The 22,861-nt window shown below is 55.5% G+C and carries 26 protein-coding genes and 2 pseudogenes; 13 read left to right on the plus strand and 15 right to left on the minus strand.

Annotation, left to right across the window (positions count from 1 at the left end):
* Positions 1–210 (minus strand): phage integrase N-terminal SAM-like domain-containing protein (locus HKD46_RS19105; RefSeq protein WP_171865815.1); only part of this gene is annotated, 210 nt, incomplete at its 3' end.
* Between the two features lie 161 nt (positions 211–371).
* On the opposite strand from HKD46_RS19105, the gene HKD46_RS19110 reads away from it, so the two are divergent.
* The gene (locus HKD46_RS19110) at positions 372–926 is read left to right on the plus strand and encodes an aminoglycoside N-acetyltransferase AAC(6')-IIa (RefSeq protein ID WP_023622803.1); all 555 of its coding nucleotides are present in this window, start codon (positions 372–374) and stop codon (positions 924–926) included.
* A 150-nt stretch (positions 927–1,076) separates the two neighbouring features.
* On the opposite strand, the gene HKD46_RS19115 is transcribed toward HKD46_RS19110, so the two are convergent.
* On the minus strand, positions 1,077–1,700 hold the full coding sequence (locus HKD46_RS19115) for a recombinase family protein (RefSeq protein ID WP_003155741.1): 624 nt from the start codon (positions 1,698–1,700) through the stop codon (positions 1,077–1,079).
* A 148-nt stretch (positions 1,701–1,848) separates the two neighbouring features.
* On the opposite strand from HKD46_RS19115, the gene HKD46_RS19120 reads away from it, so the two are divergent.
* From HKD46_RS19120 to HKD46_RS19145, 6 genes are all read left to right on the plus strand, one after another.
* Entirely contained in the window at positions 1,849–4,815 is a 2,967-nt protein-coding gene (locus HKD46_RS19120) for a Tn3 family transposase (RefSeq protein ID WP_043849877.1), read from the plus strand.
* Positions 4,816–4,888: 73 nt separating this feature from the next.
* The gene (locus tag HKD46_RS19125) at positions 4,889–5,152 is read left to right on the plus strand and encodes a hypothetical protein (RefSeq protein ID WP_171865816.1); all 264 of its coding nucleotides are present in this window, start codon (positions 4,889–4,891) and stop codon (positions 5,150–5,152) included.
* 33 nt (positions 5,153–5,185) lie between these two features.
* Positions 5,186–6,283, plus strand: a complete 1,098-nt coding sequence (locus HKD46_RS19130) for an ISAs1 family transposase (protein WP_171865817.1) — start codon at positions 5,186–5,188, stop codon at positions 6,281–6,283.
* Complete coding sequence (locus HKD46_RS19135) at positions 6,249–6,500, plus strand: hypothetical protein (protein WP_171865818.1); 252 nt, start codon at positions 6,249–6,251, stop codon at positions 6,498–6,500. Before HKD46_RS19130 ends, HKD46_RS19135 begins: the two co-directional genes overlap by 35 nt.
* Before the next feature lie 19 nt (positions 6,501–6,519).
* Positions 6,520–6,780 (plus strand): hypothetical protein, encoded by a 261-nt coding sequence (locus HKD46_RS19140; protein ID WP_171865814.1) that lies wholly within the window; start codon positions 6,520–6,522, stop codon positions 6,778–6,780.
* The gene (locus tag HKD46_RS19145; RefSeq protein WP_011191338.1) at positions 6,773–7,168 is read left to right on the plus strand and encodes a helix-turn-helix transcriptional regulator; all 396 of its coding nucleotides are present in this window, start codon (positions 6,773–6,775) and stop codon (positions 7,166–7,168) included. Before HKD46_RS19140 ends, HKD46_RS19145 begins: the two co-directional genes overlap by 8 nt.
* A gap of 64 nt (positions 7,169–7,232) precedes the next feature.
* Here the strand turns inward: HKD46_RS19145 and HKD46_RS19150 are convergent, their stop codons facing one another.
* Entirely contained in the window at positions 7,233–7,802 is a 570-nt protein-coding gene (locus tag HKD46_RS19150) for a recombinase family protein (RefSeq protein WP_171865819.1), read from the minus strand.
* A gap of 108 nt (positions 7,803–7,910) precedes the next feature.
* Here HKD46_RS19150 and HKD46_RS19155 point away from each other — a divergent pair, with 108 nt between their 5' ends.
* A complete protein-coding gene (locus HKD46_RS19155; RefSeq protein ID WP_001067834.1) occupies positions 7,911–8,615 on the plus strand; it encodes an IS6-like element IS26 family transposase in 705 nt (234 codons plus the stop codon).
* A gap of 189 nt (positions 8,616–8,804) precedes the next feature.
* Here HKD46_RS19155 and HKD46_RS19160 read toward each other — a convergent pair whose 3' ends face one another.
* Positions 8,805–9,620: an aminoglycoside O-phosphotransferase APH(3')-Ia gene (locus HKD46_RS19160; protein ID WP_000018329.1), complete on the minus strand. Its 816-nt coding sequence runs from the start codon at positions 9,618–9,620 to the stop codon at positions 8,805–8,807.
* A gap of 150 nt (positions 9,621–9,770) precedes the next feature.
* Between HKD46_RS19160 and HKD46_RS19165 the strand changes: the two genes are divergently transcribed.
* From HKD46_RS19165 to mphR(A), 4 genes are all read left to right on the plus strand, one after another.
* The gene (locus HKD46_RS19165) at positions 9,771–10,475 is read left to right on the plus strand and encodes an IS6-like element IS26 family transposase (protein WP_001067834.1); all 705 of its coding nucleotides are present in this window, start codon (positions 9,771–9,773) and stop codon (positions 10,473–10,475) included.
* A 121-nt stretch (positions 10,476–10,596) separates the two neighbouring features.
* Positions 10,597–11,502 (plus strand): Mph(A) family macrolide 2'-phosphotransferase, encoded by a 906-nt coding sequence (locus HKD46_RS19170; RefSeq protein WP_000219391.1) that lies wholly within the window; start codon positions 10,597–10,599, stop codon positions 11,500–11,502.
* Positions 11,499–12,737: a macrolide resistance MFS transporter Mrx(A) gene (gene mrx(A) / locus HKD46_RS19175; protein ID WP_000004159.1), complete on the plus strand. Its 1,239-nt coding sequence runs from the start codon at positions 11,499–11,501 to the stop codon at positions 12,735–12,737. The genes HKD46_RS19170 and mrx(A) overlap by 4 nt, the downstream gene beginning before the upstream one ends.
* A complete protein-coding gene (gene mphR(A) / locus HKD46_RS19180) occupies positions 12,737–13,321 on the plus strand; it encodes a macrolide-binding transcriptional repressor MphR(A) (protein ID WP_001137892.1) in 585 nt (194 codons plus the stop codon). Before mrx(A) ends, mphR(A) begins: the two co-directional genes overlap by 1 nt.
* Before the next feature lie 492 nt (positions 13,322–13,813).
* Here the strand turns inward: mphR(A) and HKD46_RS19185 are convergent, their stop codons facing one another.
* The 11 genes and pseudogenes from HKD46_RS19185 to HKD46_RS19240 form a co-directional block, all read right to left on the minus strand.
* Complete coding sequence (locus HKD46_RS19185) at positions 13,814–14,578, minus strand: IS6-like element IS6100 family transposase (RefSeq protein WP_001389365.1); 765 nt, start codon at positions 14,576–14,578, stop codon at positions 13,814–13,816.
* Between the two features lie 226 nt (positions 14,579–14,804).
* On the minus strand, positions 14,805–15,110 hold the full coding sequence (locus HKD46_RS19195) for a PadR family transcriptional regulator (protein WP_000130000.1): 306 nt from the start codon (positions 15,108–15,110) through the stop codon (positions 14,805–14,807).
* Between the two features lie 10 nt (positions 15,111–15,120).
* Positions 15,121–16,326 (minus strand): chromate efflux transporter, encoded by a 1,206-nt coding sequence (chrA, locus tag HKD46_RS19200; RefSeq protein ID WP_000184001.1) that lies wholly within the window; start codon positions 16,324–16,326, stop codon positions 15,121–15,123.
* 104 nt (positions 16,327–16,430) lie between these two features.
* Entirely contained in the window at positions 16,431–17,849 is a 1,419-nt protein-coding gene (locus HKD46_RS19205) for an IS66-like element ISUnCu16 family transposase (protein WP_005327996.1), read from the minus strand.
* Positions 17,850–18,026: 177 nt separating this feature from the next.
* Positions 18,027–18,224 (minus strand): annotated as a pseudogene (locus tag HKD46_RS19210) (hypothetical protein); the annotation flags it as partial.
* A 127-nt stretch (positions 18,225–18,351) separates the two neighbouring features.
* Complete coding sequence (sul1, locus tag HKD46_RS19215; RefSeq protein WP_000259031.1) at positions 18,352–19,191, minus strand: sulfonamide-resistant dihydropteroate synthase Sul1; 840 nt, start codon at positions 19,189–19,191, stop codon at positions 18,352–18,354.
* The gene (locus tag HKD46_RS19220; protein ID WP_000679427.1) at positions 19,185–19,532 is read right to left on the minus strand and encodes a quaternary ammonium compound efflux SMR transporter QacE delta 1; all 348 of its coding nucleotides are present in this window, start codon (positions 19,530–19,532) and stop codon (positions 19,185–19,187) included. The genes sul1 and HKD46_RS19220 overlap by 7 nt, the downstream gene beginning before the upstream one ends.
* A gap of 222 nt (positions 19,533–19,754) precedes the next feature.
* Complete coding sequence (locus HKD46_RS19225) at positions 19,755–20,207, minus strand: NAD(+)--rifampin ADP-ribosyltransferase Arr-3 (RefSeq protein ID WP_001749986.1); 453 nt, start codon at positions 20,205–20,207, stop codon at positions 19,755–19,757.
* An 84-nt stretch (positions 20,208–20,291) separates the two neighbouring features.
* A complete protein-coding gene (locus tag HKD46_RS19230) occupies positions 20,292–20,924 on the minus strand; it encodes a type B-3 chloramphenicol O-acetyltransferase CatB3 (protein ID WP_000186237.1) in 633 nt (210 codons plus the stop codon).
* 137 nt (positions 20,925–21,061) lie between these two features.
* The gene (locus tag HKD46_RS19235) at positions 21,062–21,892 is read right to left on the minus strand and encodes an oxacillin-hydrolyzing class D beta-lactamase OXA-1 (RefSeq protein WP_001334766.1); all 831 of its coding nucleotides are present in this window, start codon (positions 21,890–21,892) and stop codon (positions 21,062–21,064) included.
* Between the two features lie 130 nt (positions 21,893–22,022).
* Positions 22,023–22,577 carry a fluoroquinolone-acetylating aminoglycoside 6'-N-acetyltransferase AAC(6')-Ib-cr5 gene (locus HKD46_RS19240; protein WP_063840321.1) on the minus strand — a complete coding sequence of 185 codons (555 nt, stop codon included), beginning with the start codon at positions 22,575–22,577 and terminating at the stop codon, positions 22,023–22,025.
* A gap of 158 nt (positions 22,578–22,735) precedes the next feature.
* On the opposite strand from HKD46_RS19240, the pseudogene HKD46_RS19245 reads away from it, so the two are divergent.
* Positions 22,736–22,861, plus strand: a pseudogene (locus HKD46_RS19245) (phage integrase N-terminal SAM-like domain-containing protein); the annotation flags it as partial.

The raw sequence follows: 22,861 nt of genomic DNA on the forward strand, positions 1-22,861 counted from the left end.
GTTCGCCAGCCAGGACAGAAATGCCTCGACTTCGCTGCTGCCCAAGGTTGCCGGGTGACGCACACCGTGGAAACGGATGAAGGCACGAACCCAGTGGACATAAGCCTGTTCGGTTGGTAAGCTGTAATGCAAGTAGCGTATGCGCTCACGCAACTGGTCCAGAACCTTGACCGAACGCAGCGGTGGTAACGGCGCAGTGGCGGTTTTCATGGCTTGTTATGACTGTTTTTTTGTACAGTCTATGCCTCGGGCATCCAAGCAGCAAGCGCGTTACGCCGTGGGTCGATGTTTGATGTTATGGAGCAGCAACGATGTTACGCAGCAGGGCAGTCGCCCTAAAACAAAGTTAGGCAGCACAGAGCGACCATTTCATGTCCGCGAGCACCCCCCCCATAACTCTTCGCCTCATGACCGAGCGCGACCTGCCGATGCTCCATGATTGGCTCAACCGGCCGCACATCGTTGAGTGGTGGGGTGGTGACGAAGAGCGACCGACTCTTGATGAAGTGCTGGAACACTACCTGCCCAGAGCGATGGCGGAAGAGTCCGTAACACCGTACATCGCAATGCTGGGCGAGGAACCGATCGGCTATGCTCAGTCGTACGTCGCGCTCGGAAGCGGTGATGGCTGGTGGGAAGATGAAACTGATCCAGGAGTGCGAGGAATAGACCAGTCTCTGGCTGACCCGACACAGTTGAACAAAGGCCTAGGAACAAGGCTTGTCCGCGCTCTCGTTGAACTACTGTTCTCGGACCCCACCGTGACGAAGATTCAGACCGACCCGACTCCGAACAACCATCGAGCCATACGCTGCTATGAGAAGGCAGGATTCGTGCGGGAGAAGATCATCACCACGCCTGACGGGCCGGCGGTTTACATGGTTCAAACACGACAAGCCTTCGAGAGAAAGCGCGGTGTTGCCTAACAACTCATTCAAGCCGACGCCGCTTCGCGGCGCGGCTTAATTCAGGTGTTGAACGACAGCTTTCCCAAAAGCTCTACGGCTGCTCTGGGTCGACACCGGTAATCGGATCGTTGCCGCACTGAACAGCGCCCCGTTCCAGGTCGCCTCCATTTATGCGGCTGAACCGAGGGAGAGCAGCTTTACGCCGTCTGGCCGCAGTTCGCCCTTGGGCGACACGTGCCGGTAGAGCGTCTGCCGGGTAATCCCGAGTTCTTCGCAGAGATCGCCCACCTTGGTTTCCGGTTGCCCCATGCTGGCCATCGCCAGGCGTAGCTTGGCGGCGGTCATCTTGAAGGGGCGCCCCCCTTTCCTGCCGCGAGCGCGCGCCGAGATAAGTCCAGCGACTGTTCGCTCGGAAATCAACTCACGCTCGAACTCGGCCAGCGCGGCAAAAATACCGAACACAAGCTTGCCGGCGGCAGTCGTCGTGTCGACCGCCGCACCGTGACCGGTCAGGACCTTCAGGCCCACGCTACGCGCAGTTAGGTCGTGCACGGTGTTGATCAGGTGGCGCAGATCACGGCCAAGCCGATCGAGCTTCCACACGATCAGCGTGTCCCCTTCACGAAGCGCCTTCAGGCAAGCAGCCAACCCTGGGCGATCATCGCGCCTGCCCGAGGCCAGATCCTCGTAAAGGTGCGCAAGGCTCACACCAGCGGCGATGAGCGCATCGCGTTGCAAATTGGTGGACTGGGATCCGTCCGCCTTCGATACCCGCATGTAGCCGATCAGCACCTTTTCACCCGTCACGTATACGTTCGATTATGTGACACTGTGATTTTGGCACGCGACGGTGTCAATATATGTCACTTAATCCGTCACCTTTTCTAAGGTGTGTAAACGGTCATTGTAGTAAAAGATGTGACAAATAAAAGGAATTCGCATGCCCCGCCGTTCGATTCTCTCCGCCGCCGAGCGCGAAAGCCTGCTGGCGTTACCGGACATCAAAGACGATCTGATCCGACATTACACGTTTAGCGATAGCGACCTGTCCATCATCCGGCAACGGCGCGGCCCAGCTAACCGGTTGGGCTTCGCCGTACAGCTTTGCTACCTGCGCTTTCCTGGCGTAATCCTGGGTGTCAATGAACCGCCGTTTCCGTCTTTGCTGAAGCTGGTCGCCGACCAGCTCAAGGTCAGCATTGAAAGCTGGGACGAGTATGGGAAGCGAGAGCAGACCCGGCGCGAGCACCTGGTCGAACTGCAAACGGTGTTCGGCTTCCAGCCGTTCACCATGAGCCACTACCGGCAGGCCGTCCACACGCTGACCGAGCTGGCCATGCAAACCGACAAGGGCGTGGTGCTGGCCAGCGCCTTGATCGAGCATCTGCGGCGACAGTCGGTCATTCTGCCTGCCCTTAACGCCGTCGAGCGGGCGAGCGCCGAGGCGATCACCCGCGCCAACCGACACATCTACGACGCCTTAGCCGAACCGCTGTCGGATGCGCATTGCCGTCGCCTCGATGACCTGCTCAAGCGCCGGGACAACGGCAAGACGACCTGGCTGGCCTGGCTGCGCCAGTCACCTGTCAAGCCAAATTCGCGGCACATGCTGGAGCACATCGAACGCCTCAAGGCGTGGCAGGCACTTGACCTGCCTTCTGGCATCGAGCGGTTGGTTCACCAGAACCGGCTACTCAAGATCGCCCGCGAGGGCGGCCAGATGACGCCCGCCGATCTGGCCAAGTTCGAGCCGCAGCGGCGCTACGCGACCTTGGTGGCGCTCACCATCGAAGGTATGGCCACCGTCACCGACGAAATCATCGACCTGCACGACCGTATCCTGGGCAAGCTGTTCAACGCCGCCAAGAACAAGCATCAGCAGCAGTTCCAGGCGTCCGGCAAGGCGATCAACGCTAAGGTGCGGCTGTTCGGCCGCATCGGCCAGGCGCTGATCGAGGCCAAGCAAGCGGGCCGCGACCCGTTCGCCGCCATCGAGGCCGTCATGTCCTGGGACGCCTTCGCAGAGAGCGTCACCGAGGCGCAGAAGCTCGCGCAGCCCGAGGACTTCGATTTCCTGCACCGCATCGGCGAGAGTTACGCCACGCTTCGCCGCTACGCGCCGGAATTCCTCGCCGTGCTCAAGCTACGGGCCGCGCCCGCTGCCAAGGACGTGCTCGACGCCATCGAGGTACTGCGCGGCATGAACAGCGACAACGCCCGCAAGGTGCCAGCCGACGCGCCGACCGACTTCATCAAACCGCGCTGGCAGAAACTGGTGATGACCGACACCGGCATCGACCGGCGTTACTACGAACTGTGCGCGCTGTCGGAGATGAAGAACGCGCTGCGTTCCGGCGACATCTGGGTGCAGGGATCGCGCCAGTTCAAGGACTTCGAGGACTACCTGGTGCCGCCCGCGAAGTTCGCCAGCCTCAAGCGGTCCAGCGAATTGCCGCTGGCCGTGGCCACCGACTGCGAACAATATCTGCATGAACGGCTGACGCTGCTGGAAGCGCAGCTCGACACCGTTAACCGCATGGCGCTGGCCAACGAGCTGCCGGACGCCATCATCACGGAGTCTGGTCTGAAGATCACGCCGCTCGATGCGGCGGTGCCCGACACCGCGCAGGCCCTGATCGACAAGACGGCGATGATTCTGCCGCACGTCAAGATCACCGAACTGCTGCTGGAGGTGGACGAATGGACGGGCTTCACCCGGCACTTTGCGCACCTGAAATCGGGCGACTTGGCCAAGGACAAGAACTTGCTGCTAACCACGATCCTCGCCGACGCGATCAACCTGGGTCTGACCAAGATGGCTGAGTCCTGCCCGGGCACGACCTACGCCAAACTAGCTTGGCTGCAAGCCTGGCACATCCGCGACGAAACCTACGGAGCGGCGCTGGCCGATCTGGTCAACGCGCAGTTCCGGCATCCATTCGCTGGGCATTGGGGCGACGGAACCACTTCATCGTCGGACGGCCAAAATTTCCGCACCGGCAGCAAGGCCGAGAGCACCGGCCACATCAACCCGAAATACGGTAGCAGCCCCGGCCGGACGTTCTATACCCACATTTCTGACCAGTACACGCCGTTCCACACCAAGGTCGTGAACGTCGGCGTGCGCGATTCGACCTACGTCCTCGACGGCCTGCTATACCACGAATCCGATTTGCGCATCGAGGAGCACTACACCGACACGGCGGGCTTCACCGATCACGTGTTCGCACTGATGCACCTGCTGGGCTTCCGCTTCGCGCCGCGCATCCGTGACCTGGGCGACACCAAGCTCTACATCCCGAAGGGCGATGCCGCCTACGAGGCGCTGAAACCGATGATCGGCGGCACGCTCAAGATCAAGCACGTCCGCGCTCATTGGGACGAAATCCTGCGGCTGGCCACTTCGATCAAGCAGGGCACGGTGACGGCCTCGCTGATGCTCAGGAAGCTCGGCAGCTACCCGCGCCAGAACGGCTTGGCGGTCGCCCTGCGCGAGCTGGGGCGCATCGAGCGCACCCTGTTCATCCTGGACTGGCTGCAAAGCGTCGAACTGCGCCGCCGCGTGCATGCCGGGCTGAACAAGGGCGAAGCGCGCAACGCGCTGGCCCGCGCCGTGTTCTTCAACCGCCTGGGCGAAATCCGCGACCGCAGTTTCGAGCAACAGCGCTACCGCGCTTCCGGCCTCAACCTGGTGACGGCCGCCATCGTGTTGTGGAACACGGCCTACCTGGAACGGGCCGCGAACGCCTTGCGCGGCCACGGCCAAGCCGTCGATGATGCCCTGTTGCAGTACCTGTCGCCGCTCGGCTGGGAGCACATCAACCTGACCGGCGATTACCTGTGGCGCTGCAGTACCAAGGTCGGCGCAGGAAAATTCAGGCCGCTACGGCCACTTCACCCGGCTTAACGTGCTTTATTTTCCGTTTTCTGAGACGACCCCTGGCAGTACCATGAAAGCGACAAGCTAGGGAGTACGGCAGATGAAAAAAAATGATAGGATTCATTCAATTAGCGGTGAGTCAGATAAGGTTATTCCTATCCGACCCGGCATCACTACATCAGCAAATGATGATGAAAACCCAGCATCTAAGGCCGCTTGGGCGGCTAAAGTGGCCGTAATGGGGGCGCTTCAGATACTCCGTTACCTGTTGTTTGCTGTGCTCCTGTGGTTGCGCTTCCCGGTTAAGCTGGCAGGGCGGGATCGCACTTTGTTAATGAAATTTGAACAGGCAGATCGTCTGTGATCTAATCGCGTCTCCATGCAGGAGGCACGCGCTATGACGTTGATTGAACACCTTACCCTTGTCGAAGAAACTCGCTCTGATATCAATCGTAAACATGACCTGGTTGATGTCATGTTCCTTGTCATCAGTGCCATCATGAGTGGTGCCGAGGGCTGGAATGACATCGAAACCTATGGTGATTCTAAGCTCGATTGGCTCCGTCAGCATCGCCCCTTTGCCAATGGCATCCCGCGCCGTCACACCATTGCTCGCATTCTGCGCTGCATTGTCATCGATACCCTGCTTGAAGCATTGCTGTGCTGGGTCAATGAACAGCGCACTCATCAGGGAAAACCCATAATTGCCTTTGATGGCAAGGTGTTACGCGGCTCCTTTCGGGGAAATGCCAAGGATGCTCTGCAGTTGGTCACGGCCTACGATACAGAAAATGGTCTGGTGTTAAGCCAGAAGGCAACCCCGAACAAGAAGGGGGAAATCGAAACCGTCAAAGAGATGCTGGACATTCTTGAACTCAAAGGTGCCGTTGTGACACTCGATGCGTTGCATTGTCAGCGCGAGACTCTGGAGAAAATCAGTGAGAAGAAGGCTCATGTGGTGGTTCAGGTAAAGAAGAACCAACCGAAGTTGTATCAAGCCGTTCAATCACAATTCCAGGCACTCTTTGATGCCCAGAAAGAGAAGATTATCGTCGAGCACAAAGAAAGTGGGCATGGCCGCCAGGAAGAACGCTATGTGTTTCAATTAAAAGCAAAATTACCGCCAGAGTTAGCAGAGAAATGGCCGACGATCCGCAGCATCATCGCCGTTGAGCGTCACCGCAGCGCCAACGGAAAAGGAACGGTAGATACCTCCTACTATGTCAGCTCGTTATCCCCCAAGCACAAGTTGCTAGGGCACTATATTCGTCAGCATTGGCGGATCGAGAACAGCCAGCATTACATTCTTGATGTGGTGTTCAACGAGGATGCCTCCAGGATAGCGATGGAGGATGCGGTCGAGAATATGGCGCTATTCCGGCGGTTCGTATTGAATATCGTAAAACAGAGCAATTGTGGTGCTCGAAGTCAGAGAAACAAGCTAAAAAGAGCCGGCTGGAATGACGACTATCGGGCTCAGTTATTCTTTGGTTAAAAGATCAACAAAGTGTGCTCCCGCCCTGGTTAAGCTGGTGTTCAGCATCATATCAGGATTGGCCTTTGTTGGCTCCCTTCTGACCTGGCTATTGTACGAAGATTATTCAATGCTGCCGGGGTTCGTGATGATGGGAGTCACCGCCGCTTTGTTGGCTTGGGCTTATGATCTGCTGCTCGGCCTATTGTCACCGGCTGACATGGTAAACACGCTGTAATTACCAGGGAGGTTGCTTAATGGGTTCCATTGATGGAAAGGCATTGTCAGAGATTGGAAGGCGTTCTAGGGCATCTGGCGATTATTGGGAGCAATTATTGGGTTTGGAGGATACAGCCAGGCTAATGCAAATCAGGATTTCAGATCTTAGATTGGCCGTGCTTAGTGGAAAAATGATCAATGGGAAATTGCCGCCCAAGATCCACTCTGTTAGTGGGGGCGGTCATTTATTTTTTGATGGTCAGGAAATTAAAGAGTGGCTGGCGTTAAAAAATGACTAATTATATTACCGATGAAGAAATAATTAAGGCTTACCAGGAAGAAGGTACATTACACAAATTAGCAAGTAGGCTAGGAATTTCATATCCCACCGCCGTTAGCTGGACTACCGACATAGGAATAAAGCTAAATCGGCAAGGCTATAACAGCCCCTCTCACGACTTTACAAATCTACAATGCCGCCATGCCAGGGAATTTCTAAAAATGACCAGGGATGATTTCTGCTCGTTATCCAAAGTAAGCAAAACAGCTCTAAGGGAGTTTGAATTAGGGAAGGCCAATATCAGGAGGGAGACGGCTAATAAAATATTGGCCGCTTTTGAGGTGATGGGGATCAGGTTCAATGCTGATGGCACCTTTTCACATGGCCAAAGTACCCCCCGCGATTGACTGCGTAACCTGCTTTTTTATGTTAAATGGCAGTGCGAGAAGTGAGCTATGATGCGGCTTGCAGCTAGGTATCAGATGGCGACAATCTCGCCAATGCTGCGTTTAAAGTCGGCCTAGACACACCAAAGTGTTTTGCAACTTCAGCTTTCGTTATCTCTACATCCGACAGCATGGCCCTTGCCTTCCTGGCGTCTTCATCTGACATGGCCAAGGGTCGCCCACCGCGTCGCCCTCTTGCCCTTGCAGCCTCCAACCCTGCCCGTGTGCGCTCTTGCAGTCGTGCGCGTTCGTATTCAGCCAAGGCCGCAAACACATGGAACACTAGAGCCCCGTTCGCCGTTGTGGTGTCTATGTCTGATTGGGTTAGGGAGCGGAACCCGATCCCCTGGCGCTTCAACGAGCTGACTATCTCGATCAGGTCTTTGATGCTCCTTCCCAGTCGATCTAAGTGCCACACAATCAACGTATCCCCTCCCCTCAAGGTATCTAGGCACCGTTCAAGCTCTGGGCGTTCTGGGCTGGCCCCTGATAGCTTCTCAACGTACACGCGCTGACACCCGGCCTTGTCCAGGGCGTCCAGTTGCAGCGCCGTTTCTTGTTTGTCCCTTGATACCCTGGCGTAACCTATCAGCATGTAACCTCCAAAAAACGCGCCTTTTCTTTCCTTGATATTTTGACGGGCACTGTTGCAAATAGTCGGTGGTGATAAACTTATCATCCCCTTTTGCTGATGGAGCTGCACATGAACCCATTCAAAGGCCGGCATTTTCAGCGTGACATCATTCTGTGGGCCGTACGCTGGTACTGCAAATACGGCATCAGTTACCGTGAGCTGCAGGAGATGCTGGCTGAACGCGGAGTGAATGTCGATCACTCCACGATTTACCGCTGGGTTCAGCGTTATGCGCCTGAAATGGAAAAACGGCTGCGCTGGTACTGGCGTAACCCTTCCGATCTTTGCCCGTGGCACATGGATGAAACCTACGTGAAGGTCAATGGCCGCTGGGCGTATCTGTACCGGGCCGTCGACAGCCGGGGCCGCACTGTCGATTTTTATATCTCCTCCCGTCGTAACAGCAAAGCTGCATACCGGTTTCTGGGTAAAATCCTCAACAACGTGAAGAAGTGGCAGATCCCGCGATTCATCAACACGGATAAAGCGCCCGCCTATGGTCGCGCGCTTGCTCTGCTCAAACGCGAAGGCCGGTGCCCGTCTGACGTTGAACACCGACAGATTAAGTACCGGAACAACGTGATTGAATGCGATCATGGCAAACTGAAACGGATAATCGGCGCCACGCTGGGATTTAAATCCATGAAGACGGCTTACGCCACCATCAAAGGTATTGAGGTGATGCGTGCACTACGCAAAGGCCAGGCCTCAGCATTTTATTATGGTGATCCCCTGGGCGAAATGCGCCTGGTAAGCAGAGTTTTTGAAATGTAAGGCCTTTGAATAAGACAAAAGGCTGCCTCATCGCTAACTTTGCAACAGTGCCAATTTATGAGTAAAGGATTATGTCCACGATAAGCACCTGGGTCGATTCCTGGGAGGCGGCCATGAGGGTAGGGAAGCGCCGTCCCGTCAAGTCAGCGTAATGCTCTGCCAGTGTTACAACCAATTAACCAATTCTGATTAGAAAAACTCATCGAGCATCAAATGAAACTGCAATTTATTCATATCAGGATTATCAATACCATATTTTTGAAAAAGCCGTTTCTGTAATGAAGGAGAAAACTCACCGAGGCAGTTCCATAGGATGGCAAGATCCTGGTATCGGTCTGCGATTCCGACTCGTCCAACATCAATACAACCTATTAATTTCCCCTCGTCAAAAATAAGGTTATCAAGTGAGAAATCACCATGAGTGACGACTGAATCCGGTGAGAATGGCAAAAGCTTATGCATTTCTTTCCAGACTTGTTCAACAGGCCAGCCATTACGCTCGTCATCAAAATCACTCGCATCAACCAAACCGTTATTCATTCGTGATTGCGCCTGAGCGAGACGAAATACGCGATCGCTGTTAAAAGGACAATTACAAACAGGAATCGAATGCAACCGGCGCAGGAACACTGCCAGCGCATCAACAATATTTTCACCTGAATCAGGATATTCTTCTAATACCTGGAATGCTGTTTTCCCGGGGATCGCAGTGGTGAGTAACCATGCATCATCAGGAGTACGGATAAAATGCTTGATGGTCGGAAGAGGCATAAATTCCGTCAGCCAGTTTAGTCTGACCATCTCATCTGTAACATCATTGGCAACGCTACCTTTGCCATGTTTCAGAAACAACTCTGGCGCATCGGGCTTCCCATACAATCGATAGATTGTCGCACCTGATTGCCCGACATTATCGCGAGCCCATTTATACCCATATAAATCAGCATCCATGTTGGAATTTAATCGCGGCCTCGAGCAAGACGTTTCCCGTTGAATATGGCTCATAACACCCCTTGTATTACTGTTTATGTAAGCAGACAGTTTTATTGTTCATGATGATATATTTTTATCTTGTGCAATGTAACATCAGAGGGCACTGTTGCAAATAGTCGGTGGTGATAAACTTATCATCCCCTTTTGCTGATGGAGCTGCACATGAACCCATTCAAAGGCCGGCATTTTCAGCGTGACATCATTCTGTGGGCCGTACGCTGGTACTGCAAATACGGCATCAGTTACCGTGAGCTGCAGGAGATGCTGGCTGAACGCGGAGTGAATGTCGATCACTCCACGATTTACCGCTGGGTTCAGCGTTATGCGCCTGAAATGGAAAAACGGCTGCGCTGGTACTGGCGTAACCCTTCCGATCTTTGCCCGTGGCACATGGATGAAACCTACGTGAAGGTCAATGGCCGCTGGGCGTATCTGTACCGGGCCGTCGACAGCCGGGGCCGCACTGTCGATTTTTATATCTCCTCCCGTCGTAACAGCAAAGCTGCATACCGGTTTCTGGGTAAAATCCTCAACAACGTGAAGAAGTGGCAGATCCCGCGATTCATCAACACGGATAAAGCGCCCGCCTATGGTCGCGCGCTTGCTCTGCTCAAACGCGAAGGCCGGTGCCCGTCTGACGTTGAACACCGACAGATTAAGTACCGGAACAACGTGATTGAATGCGATCATGGCAAACTGAAACGGATAATCGGCGCCACGCTGGGATTTAAATCCATGAAGACGGCTTACGCCACCATCAAAGGTATTGAGGTGATGCGTGCACTACGCAAAGGCCAGGCCTCAGCATTTTATTATGGTGATCCCCTGGGCGAAATGCGCCTGGTAAGCAGAGTTTTTGAAATGTAAGGCCTTTGAATAAGACAAAAGGCTGCCTCATCGCTAACTTTGCAACAGTGCCGGATTGAATATAACCGACGTGACTGTTACATTTAGGTGGCTAAACCCGTCAAGCCCTCAGGAGTGAATCATGACCGTAGTCACGACCGCCGATACCTCCCAACTGTACGCACTTGCAGCCCGACATGGGCTCAAGCTCCATGGCCCGCTGACTGTCAATGAGCTTGGGCTCGACTATAGGATCGTGATCGCCACCGTCGACGATGGACGTCGGTGGGTGCTGCGCATCCCGCGCCGAGCCGAGGTAAGCGCGAAGGTCGAACCAGAGGCGCGGGTGCTGGCAATGCTCAAGAATCGCCTGCCGTTCGCGGTGCCGGACTGGCGCGTGGCCAACGCCGAGCTCGTTGCCTATCCCATGCTCGAAGACTCGACTGCGATGGTCATCCAGCCTGGTTCGTCCACGCCCGACTGGGTCGTGCCGCAGGACTCGGAGGTCTTCGCGGAGAGCTTCGCGACCGCGCTCGCCGCCCTGCATGCCGTCCCCATTTCCGCCGCCGTGGATGCGGGGATGCTCATCCGTACACCGACGCAGGCCCGTCAGAAGGTGGCCGACGACGTTGACCGCGTCCGACGCGAGTTCGTGGTGAACGACAAGCGCCTCCACCGGTGGCAGCGCTGGCTCGACGACGATTCGTCGTGGCCAGATTTCTCCGTGGTGGTGCATGGCGATCTCTACGTGGGCCATGTGCTCATCGACAACACGGAGCGCGTCAGCGGGATGATCGACTGGAGCGAGGCCCGCGTTGATGACCCTGCCATCGACATGGCCGCGCACCTTATGGTCTTTGGTGAAGAGGGGCTCGCGAAGCTCCTCCTCACGTATGAAGCGGCCGGTGGCCGGGTGTGGCCGCGGCTCGCCCACCACATCGCGGAGCGCCTTGCGTTCGGGGCGGTCACCTACGCACTCTTCGCCCTCGACTCGGGTAACGAAGAGTACCTCGCTGCGGCGAAGGCGCAGCTCGCCGCAGCGGAATGAGCGAACGTCGATATAGCCCGCTCGCGACGCTGTTCGCGGCGACCTTTCTCTTCCGGATCGGCAACGCGGTGGCGGCCCTCGCGCTTCCATGGTTCGTCCTGTCTCATACAAAGAGCGCGGCCTGGGCGGGCGCCACGGCCGCTAGCAGCGTCATCGCGACCATCATCGGCGCGTGGGTTGGTGGTGGCCTCGTCGATCGGTTCGGGCGCGCGCCCGTCGCATTGATCTCGGGTGTGGTGGGCGGCGTGGCCATGGCGAGCATCCCACTGCTCGATGCCGTTGGCGCCCTCTCGAACACTGGGCTGATCGCTTGCGTGGTGCTCGGTGCCGCGTTCGACGCACCCGGTATGGCCGCGCAGGACAGTGAGCTGCCCAAACTCGGCCACGTCGCCGGGCTCTCCGTTGAGCGCGTCTCGTCACTGAAAGCGGTGATCGGGAACGTCGCGATTCTAGGTGGCCCGGCCCTTGGGGGGGCCGCAATCGGCCTGCTTGGCGCTGCGCCAACGCTCGGGCTGACGGCGTTCTGCTCCGTCCTTGCAGGTCTGCTCGGCGCGTGGGTGCTTCCCGCGCGTGCCGCTCGGACGATGACCACGACGGCGACTCTCTCCATGCGCGCCGGCGTCGCTTTTCTCTGGAGCGAACCCCTGCTGCGCCCTCTCTTTGGTATAGTGATGATCTTCGTGGGCATCGTTGGCGCCAACGGCAGCGTCATCATGCCTGCGCTGTTTGTAGATGCAGGACGCCAAGTAGCAGAGCTCGGGCTGTTCTCCTCAATGATGGGGGCTGGTGGTCTCCTTGGCATTGCCATTCATGCGTCGGTCGGCGCCCGGATATCAGCGCAGAACTGGCTGGCGGTGGCATTTTGTGGCTCTGCGGTGGGCTCGCTTCTGCTTTCACAGTTGCCAGGCGTGCCGGTGCTGATGTTGTTGGGCGCGCTCGTGGGACTGCTGACCGGCTCAGTCTCTCCCATTCTCAACGCTGCCATCTACAACCGCACGCCGCCAGAACTTCTCGGCCGGGTACTCGGCACGGTCTCGGCGGTGATGCTGTCAGCCTCGCCCATGGTTATGCTTGCGGCCGGCGCGTTTGTCGACCTTGCTGGTCCGCTCCCTGGCCTCGTTGTATCGGCCGTGTTTGCGGGGCTCGTGGCTCTACTCTCGCTCCGTCTTCAATTTGCTACAATGGCGGCGGCAGCCACAGCCTCCGCCCCAACCCATACAGAAGGTGAACACTGATGCCCCGCCCCAAGCTCAAGTCCGATGACGAGGTACTCGAGGCCGCCACCGTAGTGCTGAAGCGTTGCGGTCCCATAGAGTTCACGCTCAGCGGAGTAGCAAAGGAGGTGGGGCTCTCCCGCGCAGCGTTAATCCAGCGCTTCACCAACCGCGATACGCTGCTGGTGAGGATGATGGAGCGCGGCGTCGAGCAGGTGCGGCATTACCTGAATGCGATACCGATAGGCGCAGGGCCGCAAGGGCTCTGGGAATTTTTGCAGGTGCTCGTTCGGAGCATGAACACTCGCAACGACTTCTCGGTGAACTATCTCATCTCCTGGTACGAGCTCCAGGTGCCGGAGCTACGCACGCTTGCGATCCAGCGGAACCGCGCGGTGGTGGAGGGGATCCGCAAGCGACTGCCCCCAGGTGCTCCTGCGGCAGCTGAGTTGCTCCTGCACTCGGTCATCGCTGGCGCGACGATGCAGTGGGCCGTCGATCCGGATGGTGAGCTAGCTGATCATGTGCTGGCTCAGATCGCTGCCATCCTGTGTTTAATGTTTCCCGAACACGACGATTTCCAACTCCTCCAGGCACATGCGTAAACGGAGGTGTGCAGAGTCCCTGCGGCAGGCGACGAACACGACCGTCGTCGATTAGTACCGGTACGGTCGGTGGTATCGAAGTCTTGATCACCACTCAGGTCTACGGCTTACAAATGGTGACCATCCCGATACTTGCGTCAGAGCACCGGGCCGATTCTTTGACAGTGAATCACTCCCGTAAGGTTGTGCCGGTGTGGGTGTCCCGGGTCGAGACGATACTCCGCCAATGCGCCCAGCAAACAACCTGGCCATCGCAGGTGGTGGGGAGCGGTGTGGCGGATGAGTTGGACAAGTTGGTGTAGCAGCACGAGCACGGCGAGATAACATCGCAGGAGTTCGACATGCTCAAGAGACAGCTGATTGCGAATCGCGATGCAGATTCATAACCCGATTGCGGGTTGGCTTCACTCCACCATCACCGAGCAGACTAGCACGGCGGGCTCTGTTGCAAAGATTGGCGGCAGTCAGAGGTAGGCTGTCGCTCTGCGCCGATCAGGCGGCTGCTGCGAAATGGTGGTTGAGCATGCCCATGGCCTCCGTCAGCGCCGAGGGCCCAATGCCAAAAGCTCTCTCCACAAGGCGCACCTCGCCCCTGATGCCGGGCTGCAGGCACCAGGGGCGAGCCTGTCCTTTGCGCAGGGCTCGCATGACTTCGAATCCCTTGATCGTGGCATAGGCCGTGGGGATCGATTTGAAACCGCGCACCGGCTTGATCAGTATCTTGAGCTTTCCGTGATCGGCCTCGATCACGTTATTGAGATACTTCACCTGCCGGTGGGCCGTCTCCCGGTCCAGCTTTCCTTCGCGCTTCAATTCGGTGATCGCTGCACCATAGCTCGGCGCTTTGTCGGTATTGAGCGTGGCAGGCTTTTCCCAGTGCTTCAGGCCTCGCAGGGCCTTGCCCAGGAACCGCTTCGCTGCCTTGGCGCTGCGGGTCGGCGACAGGTAGAAATCGATCGTGTCGCCCCGCTTGTCGACTGCCCGGTACAGGTAGGTCCACTTGCCCCGCACCTTGACGTAGGTTTCATCCAGGCGCCAGCTCGGATCAAAGCCACGCCGCCAGAACCAGCGCAGCCGCTTCTCCATCTCCGGGGCGTAGCACTGGACCCAGCGATAGATCGTCGTATGGTCGACCGAAATGCCGCGTTCCGCCAGCATTTCCTCAAGGTCGCGATAGCTGATCGGATAGCGACAATACCAGCGCACCGCCCACAGGATCACATCACCCTGGAAATGGCGCCACTTGAAATCCGTCATCGTTCCGTCCGTCCAATCTCCGCCAAGCATGCTCAAGCTTCACGATTTTTGCAACAGAGCCCACACGAGTATTGAGCATAGTCGAGATTGGTGCAGATCACTTCTGATATTGAACTGTCAGGAGCTGGCTGCACAACAGCCATTACGCCCAATCAACTGGTGCAGTCGTCTTCTGAAAATGACAATCCAGTTAGGGTATAGCTCAACCTGACATAGAAGCAAAAACTCAACCACCTTCTACCAACTCTCCGAACAGCTCCTTGACCTTTGTTTTCGCATCAGCAAGTGCAGTTCTGCCTTGTTCAGTGATGTCATAAACACGCCGTTCACGTCGCCCGGTGCGTTCGTGGCGTGAGGTCAGATAGCCTTTTTTTTCCAGGCCGTGCAGCATCGGGTACACGGTGCCAGCGCTCATCTCGTAGCCGTGTCGGCGTAGCTCTTCGATGATCCCCAGCCCAAAGACAGGTTCCTCGGCTGCATGGTGAAGGATGTGCAGGCGGATCAAACCGCCGTAGAGGTCTTTGTCAGTCATTTTTTGTGCCTCACAGAGCGACGCTCAACAGCCACCCAGCTGCACCGCTACCGAGGACAACCAGCCACGGCGGGAGCTTCCAGAACATAAGTGCGACAAGGGCAACTAATGCCAAGCCGAAGTCTTGCGGCTGAAAGATGGCGCTAGTCCATACAGGCTGATACAGCGCGGCCAGCAGCAAGCCGACTACAGCGGCATTGATCCCGGCCAGCGCAGCTTGGATGCCTGTATTGCGGCGCAAACGCTCCCAAAATGGCATTGATCCGACGACCAGCAAGAACGAGGGCGCGAAGATAGCCAGCAGACACACAATGCCGCCGATCCAGCCCGACGGGGCGGTGTTCATCGAGGCACCAAGAAACGCGGCGAACGTGAACAAAGGGCCGGGCACCGCTTGAGCTGCCCCGTACCCCGCGAGAAAGGATTCATTGTTGACCCAGCCGGAGGGCACCACTTCGGCTTGCAGTAATGGCAGCACAACGTGACCACCGCCGAACACCAGTGATCCGACACGATAGAAGGAATCCACCATTGCCATGGTTTGACTTGGCATCAGTTCGGCCAACACCGGCAGGCCAATCAGCAAGACAAAGAACAGCGAGAGCCAAAGCACGCCGGCCCGGTGACTGACCGTGATAGGTAGGGGGTCATGCTCAACAACTTTCGCTGGCTTGAACAATAACCGGCCTGCGATGCCTGCGATAGCAATCACGCCAACCTGTCCCCACGCGGACGGCACAAGTAAAACGACGCAGGTAGCAATTGCCATGATGGTGACTCGCAGCCCATCCGTGCATAGGTTACGCGCCATGCCCCATACTGCTTGAGCGACCACGGCCACAGCCACCACTTTTAAGCCATGCAACGCGCCCTGCGAGACGTAATCGCCATAGCTGGAGATGCCGAGCGCAAAAAGGATCAAGGCTATGGCAGACGGCAGCGTGAAGCCAGCCCAAGCAGCCAGCGCCCCGCTGTATCCAGCCCGAGACAGTCCTACCGCTATGCCGACCTGGCTGCTTGCAGGCCCTGGCAAGAACTGACAAAGCGCGACCAAGTCAGCATAGCTCCGTTCGGAGAGCCAGCGCCGCCGTGTGACAAATTCGGCGCGGAAGTAGCCCAAGTGCGCAATGGGGCCGCCAAAAGATGTCAATCCAAGCCGCAGAAAAATAAGAAAGACCGACCATGGTCTGCTGTCATCGGTAGGGTTATTCGTCATACTTTCGCCTTCATGATCTGCAACGAGTTGATCAATAATAAGCGAAATTCGATAACGAAATTCGATATAAATCTAGAAAAAAATACCTCTATGTGTGTAACCGTTCACCGGGAGGATGTTGACAACAACTCTTCCGGGAGCGGGTAGTCTGTTTTCTCTATGCAGGCACTGACCACGGCCCTCAGCCATTCCTGCGGACAGCGACCTAACCGCTTGGCTGTCTCTATCAAAGACAAGATGCGCTGCCGAAACAGCTCTCCCCGATGTGACCAAACGCCATAGCTCCCCTTGCGCCACAGCACATACCCGCGTAGCGCCCGTTCCGCCTCATTATTGGTCAAGGCTATCTCGTCGTTTTCCAGAAAACGCCACAGCATTTCATCATCCTTGAGCAGTAGCCGACAGCGACCTCGGTAGCGCTTGCTGCACAGCAAACTGCCTCGCCCCAGCTCTTTTCGCCAGCTTTGCCGACATCGCTCAAGCCTTCGCTGATATTGTTTCTGGCTCAACACGCCTTGTTCATAGCCATGTCGAACCCTGAATACGCTATTTGCGAGAAGCACCAGTCGGGCCCCAATGGGCTGATTGACCTTTTCGCCGCTGTCGGCAATCGCTGCCACATTGCGCAGTACATGGGCCCAGCACAGCTGACGCTGGCTGCTGTCGATGAAACGGTATCCTGCGTACTGGTCTGTCACCAACACGCCATCCAATTCTGAGCCCAGCAGCCGTTTGGCCGCATCCTGACCCCGGCCAAACGCCGTCATGAAACAGACGGCCACCTTGCTCAGTGCCAGCCACATCCAGCGCCGCTCACCACCACGCTGATGCCGTGTTTCATCGGCATGGATACAGGAGGCTGATTGCACTTGTTGTTTGATGGCCTGGTGCGTCGGGGTCAACATGGCACTGACTCGCCCTTGCGCCTCGCTGATGGCGCCGCGACTGAAGCTCAGGCCGAAGTGCTGTTTAAGCTGTTGTTGTATCTGGCTAATGCTCTGGTGAAACAGACCACTTTGCAGGGCGATGTAGCTCAGCAGGTTGGTCCCCATCTGGCTGCTGCTCACCGTCTCGGGCAACGGAGCCGGGCTGGTCTCGATGCAATGACAACAGGTGCCGCTAAAGAGCTGATGTTCGGTCACCCTGTAGCTGACCTCGGGCAGGTCAAAGACCTGATGGACGCGGTAGGGTTTGTCATGAAATACCACATTGCCCCCACAGCAGGCGCACTGTCTGGCAGGGTAATGGGGTATTACCGTCAGCCGTTCATCCGCTGGATGACGCTCACGCCGAGCGCCTTTGTGGCCCGGTTGGGCGCCGCGTTTTTTACCTGAGGCAAGGCGCGGCCGAGCAGGTGGTGGTGAGCCTGGCCCATCACTGGAAGGAGGCTTGGAGGAATTGCCGCTGTGCTGGTTGAGTCGGTCTTCTAGCTCGGCGATGCGCGCCATCAGCTTCTGAATAAGTTCATTAGCCTGCTCAAGGGTCAGCGGCGAAGCGGCCGGTGGGGTCATGGATGTGCTCATGCCCCTGATGGTGCCAAGCTGACAGGATCACGCAAGAGGCAATAGTGGATCACCGGACGATCGTCTCATTTTTTACCTGTCAACTGGTCTGGGTGAACCGTTACCTATGTGTACTACGCAGTTTTAGCTGTGGCTTTCACAGGAGCACGCTTACTTACGGCTTAGCGTGCTTTATTTTCCGTTTTCTGAGGCGATCCCTAGGAGCTCGGATCTCAGGACGAAGGTCTCCGCGAATGTCCGGTCGATCCGCGCGACGTCCCAGGCGGGCGTTCCCTTGGCGGACATCCACGCCGCAGCGTCGTGCATCAGCCGCACAACCTCGTCGATATCACCCGAGCAGGCGACCCGAACGTTCGGAGGCTCCTCGCTGTCCATTCGCTCCCCTGGCGCGGTATGAACCGCCGCCTCATAGTGCAGTTTGATCCTGACGAGCCCAGCATGTCTGCGCCCACCTTCGCGGAACCTGACCAGGGTCCGCTAGCGGGCGGCCGGAAGGTGAATGCTAGGCATGATCTAACCCTCGGTCTCTGGCGTCGCGACTGCGAAATTTCGCGAGGGTTTCCGAGAAGGTGATTGCGCTTCGCAGATCTCCAGGCGCGTGGGTGCGGACGTAGTCAGCGCCATTGCCGATCGCGTGAAGTTCCGCCGCAAGGCTCGCTGGACCCAGATCCTTTACAGGAAGGCCAACGGTGGCGCCCAAGAAGGATTTCCGCGACACCGAGACCAATAGCGGAAGCCCCAACGCCGACTTCAGCTTTTGAAGGTTCGACAGCACGTGCAGCGATGTTTCCGGTGCGGGGCTCAAGAAAAATCCCATCCCCGGATCGAGGATGAGCCGGTCGGCAGCGACCCCGCTCCGTCGCAAGGCGGAAACCCGCGCCTCGAAGAACCGCACAATCTCGTCGAGCGCGTCTTCGGGTCGAAGGTGACCGGTGCGGGTGGCGATGCCATCCCGCTGCGCTGAGTGCATAACCACCAGCCTGCAGTCCGCCTCAGCAATATCGGGATAGAGCGCAGGGTCAGGAAATCCTTGGATATCGTTCAGGTAGCCCACGCCGCGCTTGAGCGCATAGCGCTGGGTTTCCGGTTGGAAGCTGTCGATTGAAACACGGTGCATCTGATCGGACAGGGCGTCTAAGAGCGGCGCAATACGTCTGATCTCATCGGCCGGCGATACAGGCCTCGCGTCCGGATGGCTGGCGGCCGGTCCGACATCCACGACGTCTGATCCGACTCGCAGCATTTCGATCGCCGCGGTGACAGCGCCGGCGGGGTCTAGCCGCCGGCTCTCATCGAAGAAGGAGTCCTCGGTGAGATTCAGAATGCCGAACACCGTCACCATGGCGTCGGCCTCCGCAGCGACTTCCACGATGGGGATCGGGCGAGCAAAAAGGCAGCAATTATGAGCCCCATACCTACAAAGCCCCACGCATCAAGCTTTTGCCCATGAAGCAACCAGGCAATGGCTGTAATTATGACGACGCCGAGTCCCGACCAGACTGCATAAGCAACACCGACAGGGATGGATTTCAGAACCAGAGAAAGAAAATAAAATGCGATGCCATAACCGATTATGACAACGGCGGAAGGGGCAAGCTTAGTAAAGCCCTCGCTAGATTTTAATGCGGATGTTGCGATTACTTCGCCAACTATTGCGATAACAAGAAAAAGCCAGCCTTTCATGATATATCTCCCAATTTGTGTAGGGCTTATTATGCACGCTTAAAAATAATAAAAGCAGACTTGACCTGATAGTTTGGCTGTGAGCAATTATGTGCTTAGTGCATCTAACGCCGCCATAAACGGCGACAGGGTGGCGCGCCTATTGCGCATAAAATGGCGAAGCCATGCGCAACAGGCGCGGAATCTCTGGCGTCCGGTTTGATGGCTTTGTTATGCAAAGGACTAGTCTTCAATGACGTGTAAACCACGGCGCTTTAAGTCCTCCAACGAATCCAACATTCCCCTTATTAATTCAACAGGATGCCCCTCCCAGTCTTCAACAACGCCAACAATTCTCAAGGGTTCGCAGGTTCTATAGGACTGTGTTGGATTACCGGGAAATCTTTTGTTCGTAAGATTCGGATCGTCTTCGAACGGTCCTGTTGGCTCAACTATGTATATGTAGCCGCGACCCTCGAGGCCAGACAGTGACATAGCAAGTTCAGCTCCCCAAACTGCTGGCTCCATCAAGGCTGAAAAGTAGATGTGCTTAAGAATACGACCGTCCTCGAAATGAGAGATGAACCCTGTGGTTAGCAAGTCACCAATCGCCAAATTGGCTTTGGTTCCATGATAGAACGGTCCTTGCACCTGCTTGTAATTATCATGAGAGATGGGAATCCAATCTTTTACCATTTTAAGACCCTTAATTGTTGGGATTTGGCTGCATAACGCCTGAAATAAGCCGTGCCGCGAAGCGGCATCGGCTTGATTGAATTGTTAGACGGCAAACTCGAGCCAATACTTGTGCAGGCCAACAATATTAGACGAGCACAGCATGGGCATTGCCGCTTTGATCTTCTCCAGTGACCAATTCCACCACTCCATCTCCAGAAGCAATGAAATTTCCTCATCGGTGAAGCGTTTCTTAATCTTCTTAGCGGGATTGCCGCCAACGATAGCGTAAGGCTCCACATCTTTTGTCACCAACGAGCGGCTGCCTATCACCGCACCGTGCCCGATCTTGATTCCGGGCATGACCATTGCCTCAGAGCCGATCCAAACGTCATTGCCAATGACAGTATTACCTGCTTTTTGGAAGGCATCGAGTGCGCTTGAGAATGCAGGTTCTTCCTGCATATAAAAGAACGGGAAAGATGATGCCCAGTCGTACCGATGCCCCTGATTGCCAGCCATGATAAAGGAAGCCCCACTCCCGATAGAGCAGAAACTACCGATGATCAACTTATCAACGTCATCACGGTCCGGAAACAGATACCGTGCGCAGTCATCGAATGAGTGCCCATGATAGTAGCCAGAGTAATAGCTGTACCGCCCAACTTTGATATTGGGGTTCTTCACTTGCTCAGAAAGCAGCTTGCCTTTGAAGGGGCTATCAAAGTAGTTGGTCATAAGAGATCCCGCGGTCTGTGACTTTGCCGTCTAACGTTTGAAATAAGGGGCGCCGAGCGCCAGCGAGGGGAGCCAAAAGCTTGCTTTTGGCCGTCCCGACTTGATTGAAGGGTTGGGCGATTTTGCCATTAGATTTTTTATAAATTTAGTGTGTTTAGAATGGTGATCGCATTTTTCTTGGCTTTTATGCTTGATGTTAAATTCGACCCCAAGTTTCCTGTAAGTGCGGACACAAAAACATATTTATGTCCTGATTTGCTTATAATAAACCCTTCAAACCATCCGTTTTGTAAGGTTCTATTTGCTGTGAATCCTGCACCAGTTTTCCCATACAGTTTTGTACTATTATCCAGATCTTGTAGATACATGTTCTCTATGGTGTTTTCTATGGCTGAGTTTTTAACTGGGAGATTGTGATTAATAATTTTACGCAGGAATTGAATTTGTTCTTCTGGTGAAATTTTTAAGCTACTTTCGAGCCATGCTTCTGTTAATCCGTTGTTTCTTTCTTTATCTCCAGAGAAGTCTTGATTTCCATAATCAAAATCTTTGAGATAATTCTTGATTTTATTTAATCCAATTTTTTGGGTTATTTCTTGCGAAACCCAAACAACAGAAAATTGCATCCACGTCTTTGGTGTATGATTGCTGTTCCAGATCTCCATTCCTTTGGGGGTTTTATCCCATTTGAATATGGTTTTCTGATCTATTATTTCCGCATCAAATGCCATAAGTGATAATGCGATCTTGAAAGTTGAATCTGGTGCCATTTGCGTTGCACACTTTGCTTTATTGAATTGAGCAATTTCAGCGTTTGTGGATGCATCGTAAAGTAAAAAACAACCTTCAGTTCCTTCAAATAATGGAGATGCAACAGTAGAGATATCTGTTGATGCACTGGCGCTGCTGTAGATAATATTTGCAATTATTAAAAAAATAGCGAAGTTGATATGTATTGTGTTTTTCATAATAAGTATTGGTTTGGTAAAGGGCTTAATTTTAACGGCTAACAATTAATGAGGCTCCGGGTTCGCCCAACGTTTGACATGAGGGGCGGCCAAGGGCGCCAGCCCTTGGACGTCCCCCTCGATGGAAGGGTTAGGCATCACTGCGTGTTCGCTCGAATGCCTGGCGTGTTTGAACCATGTACACGGCTGGACCATATGGGGTGGTTACGGTACCTTGCCTCTCAAACCCCGCTTTCTCGTAGCATCGGATCGCTCGCAAGTTGCTCGGCGACGGGTCCGTTTGGATCTTGGTGACCTCGGGATCATTGAACAGCAACTCAACCAGAGCTCGAACCAGCTTGGTTCCCAAGCCTTTGCCCAGTTGTGATGCATTCGCCAGTAACTGGTCTATTCCGCGTACTCCTGGATCGGTTTCTTCTTCCCACCTTCCGTCCCCGCTTCCAAGAGCAACGTACGACTGGGCATACCCAATCGGCTCTCCATTCAGCATTGCAATGTATGGAGTGACGGACTCTTGCGCTAAAACGCTTGGCAAGTACTGTTCCTGTACGTCAGCAAGTGTCGGGCGTGCTTCTTCTCCGCCCCACCACTCGACGATATGAGATCGATTTAGCCACTCATAGAGCATCGCAAGGTCATGCTCAGTCATGAGGCGCAGTGTGACGGAATCGTTGCTGTTGGTCACGATGCTGTACTTTGTGATGCCTAACTTTGTTTTTGCGTTGCTCATGATGTCTAACTCCCAATTTGTGTAGGGCTTATTATGCACGCTTAAAAATAATAAAAGCAGACTTGACCTGATAGTTTGGCTGTGAGCAATTATGTGCTTAGTGCATCTAACTTTACAGCTTACCAACCGAACAGGCTTATGTCCACTGGGTTCGTGCCTTCATCCGTTTCCACGGTGTGCGTCACCCGGCAACCTTGGGCAGCAGCGAAGTCGAGGCATTTCTGTCCTGGCTGGCGAAC

Origin of the sequence: Aeromonas sp. TW 6 (genome assembly GCF_013168745.1) — a bacterium.
In the GTDB taxonomy this organism is placed as follows: Bacteria; Pseudomonadota; Gammaproteobacteria; order Enterobacterales; family Aeromonadaceae; genus Aeromonas; species Aeromonas caviae.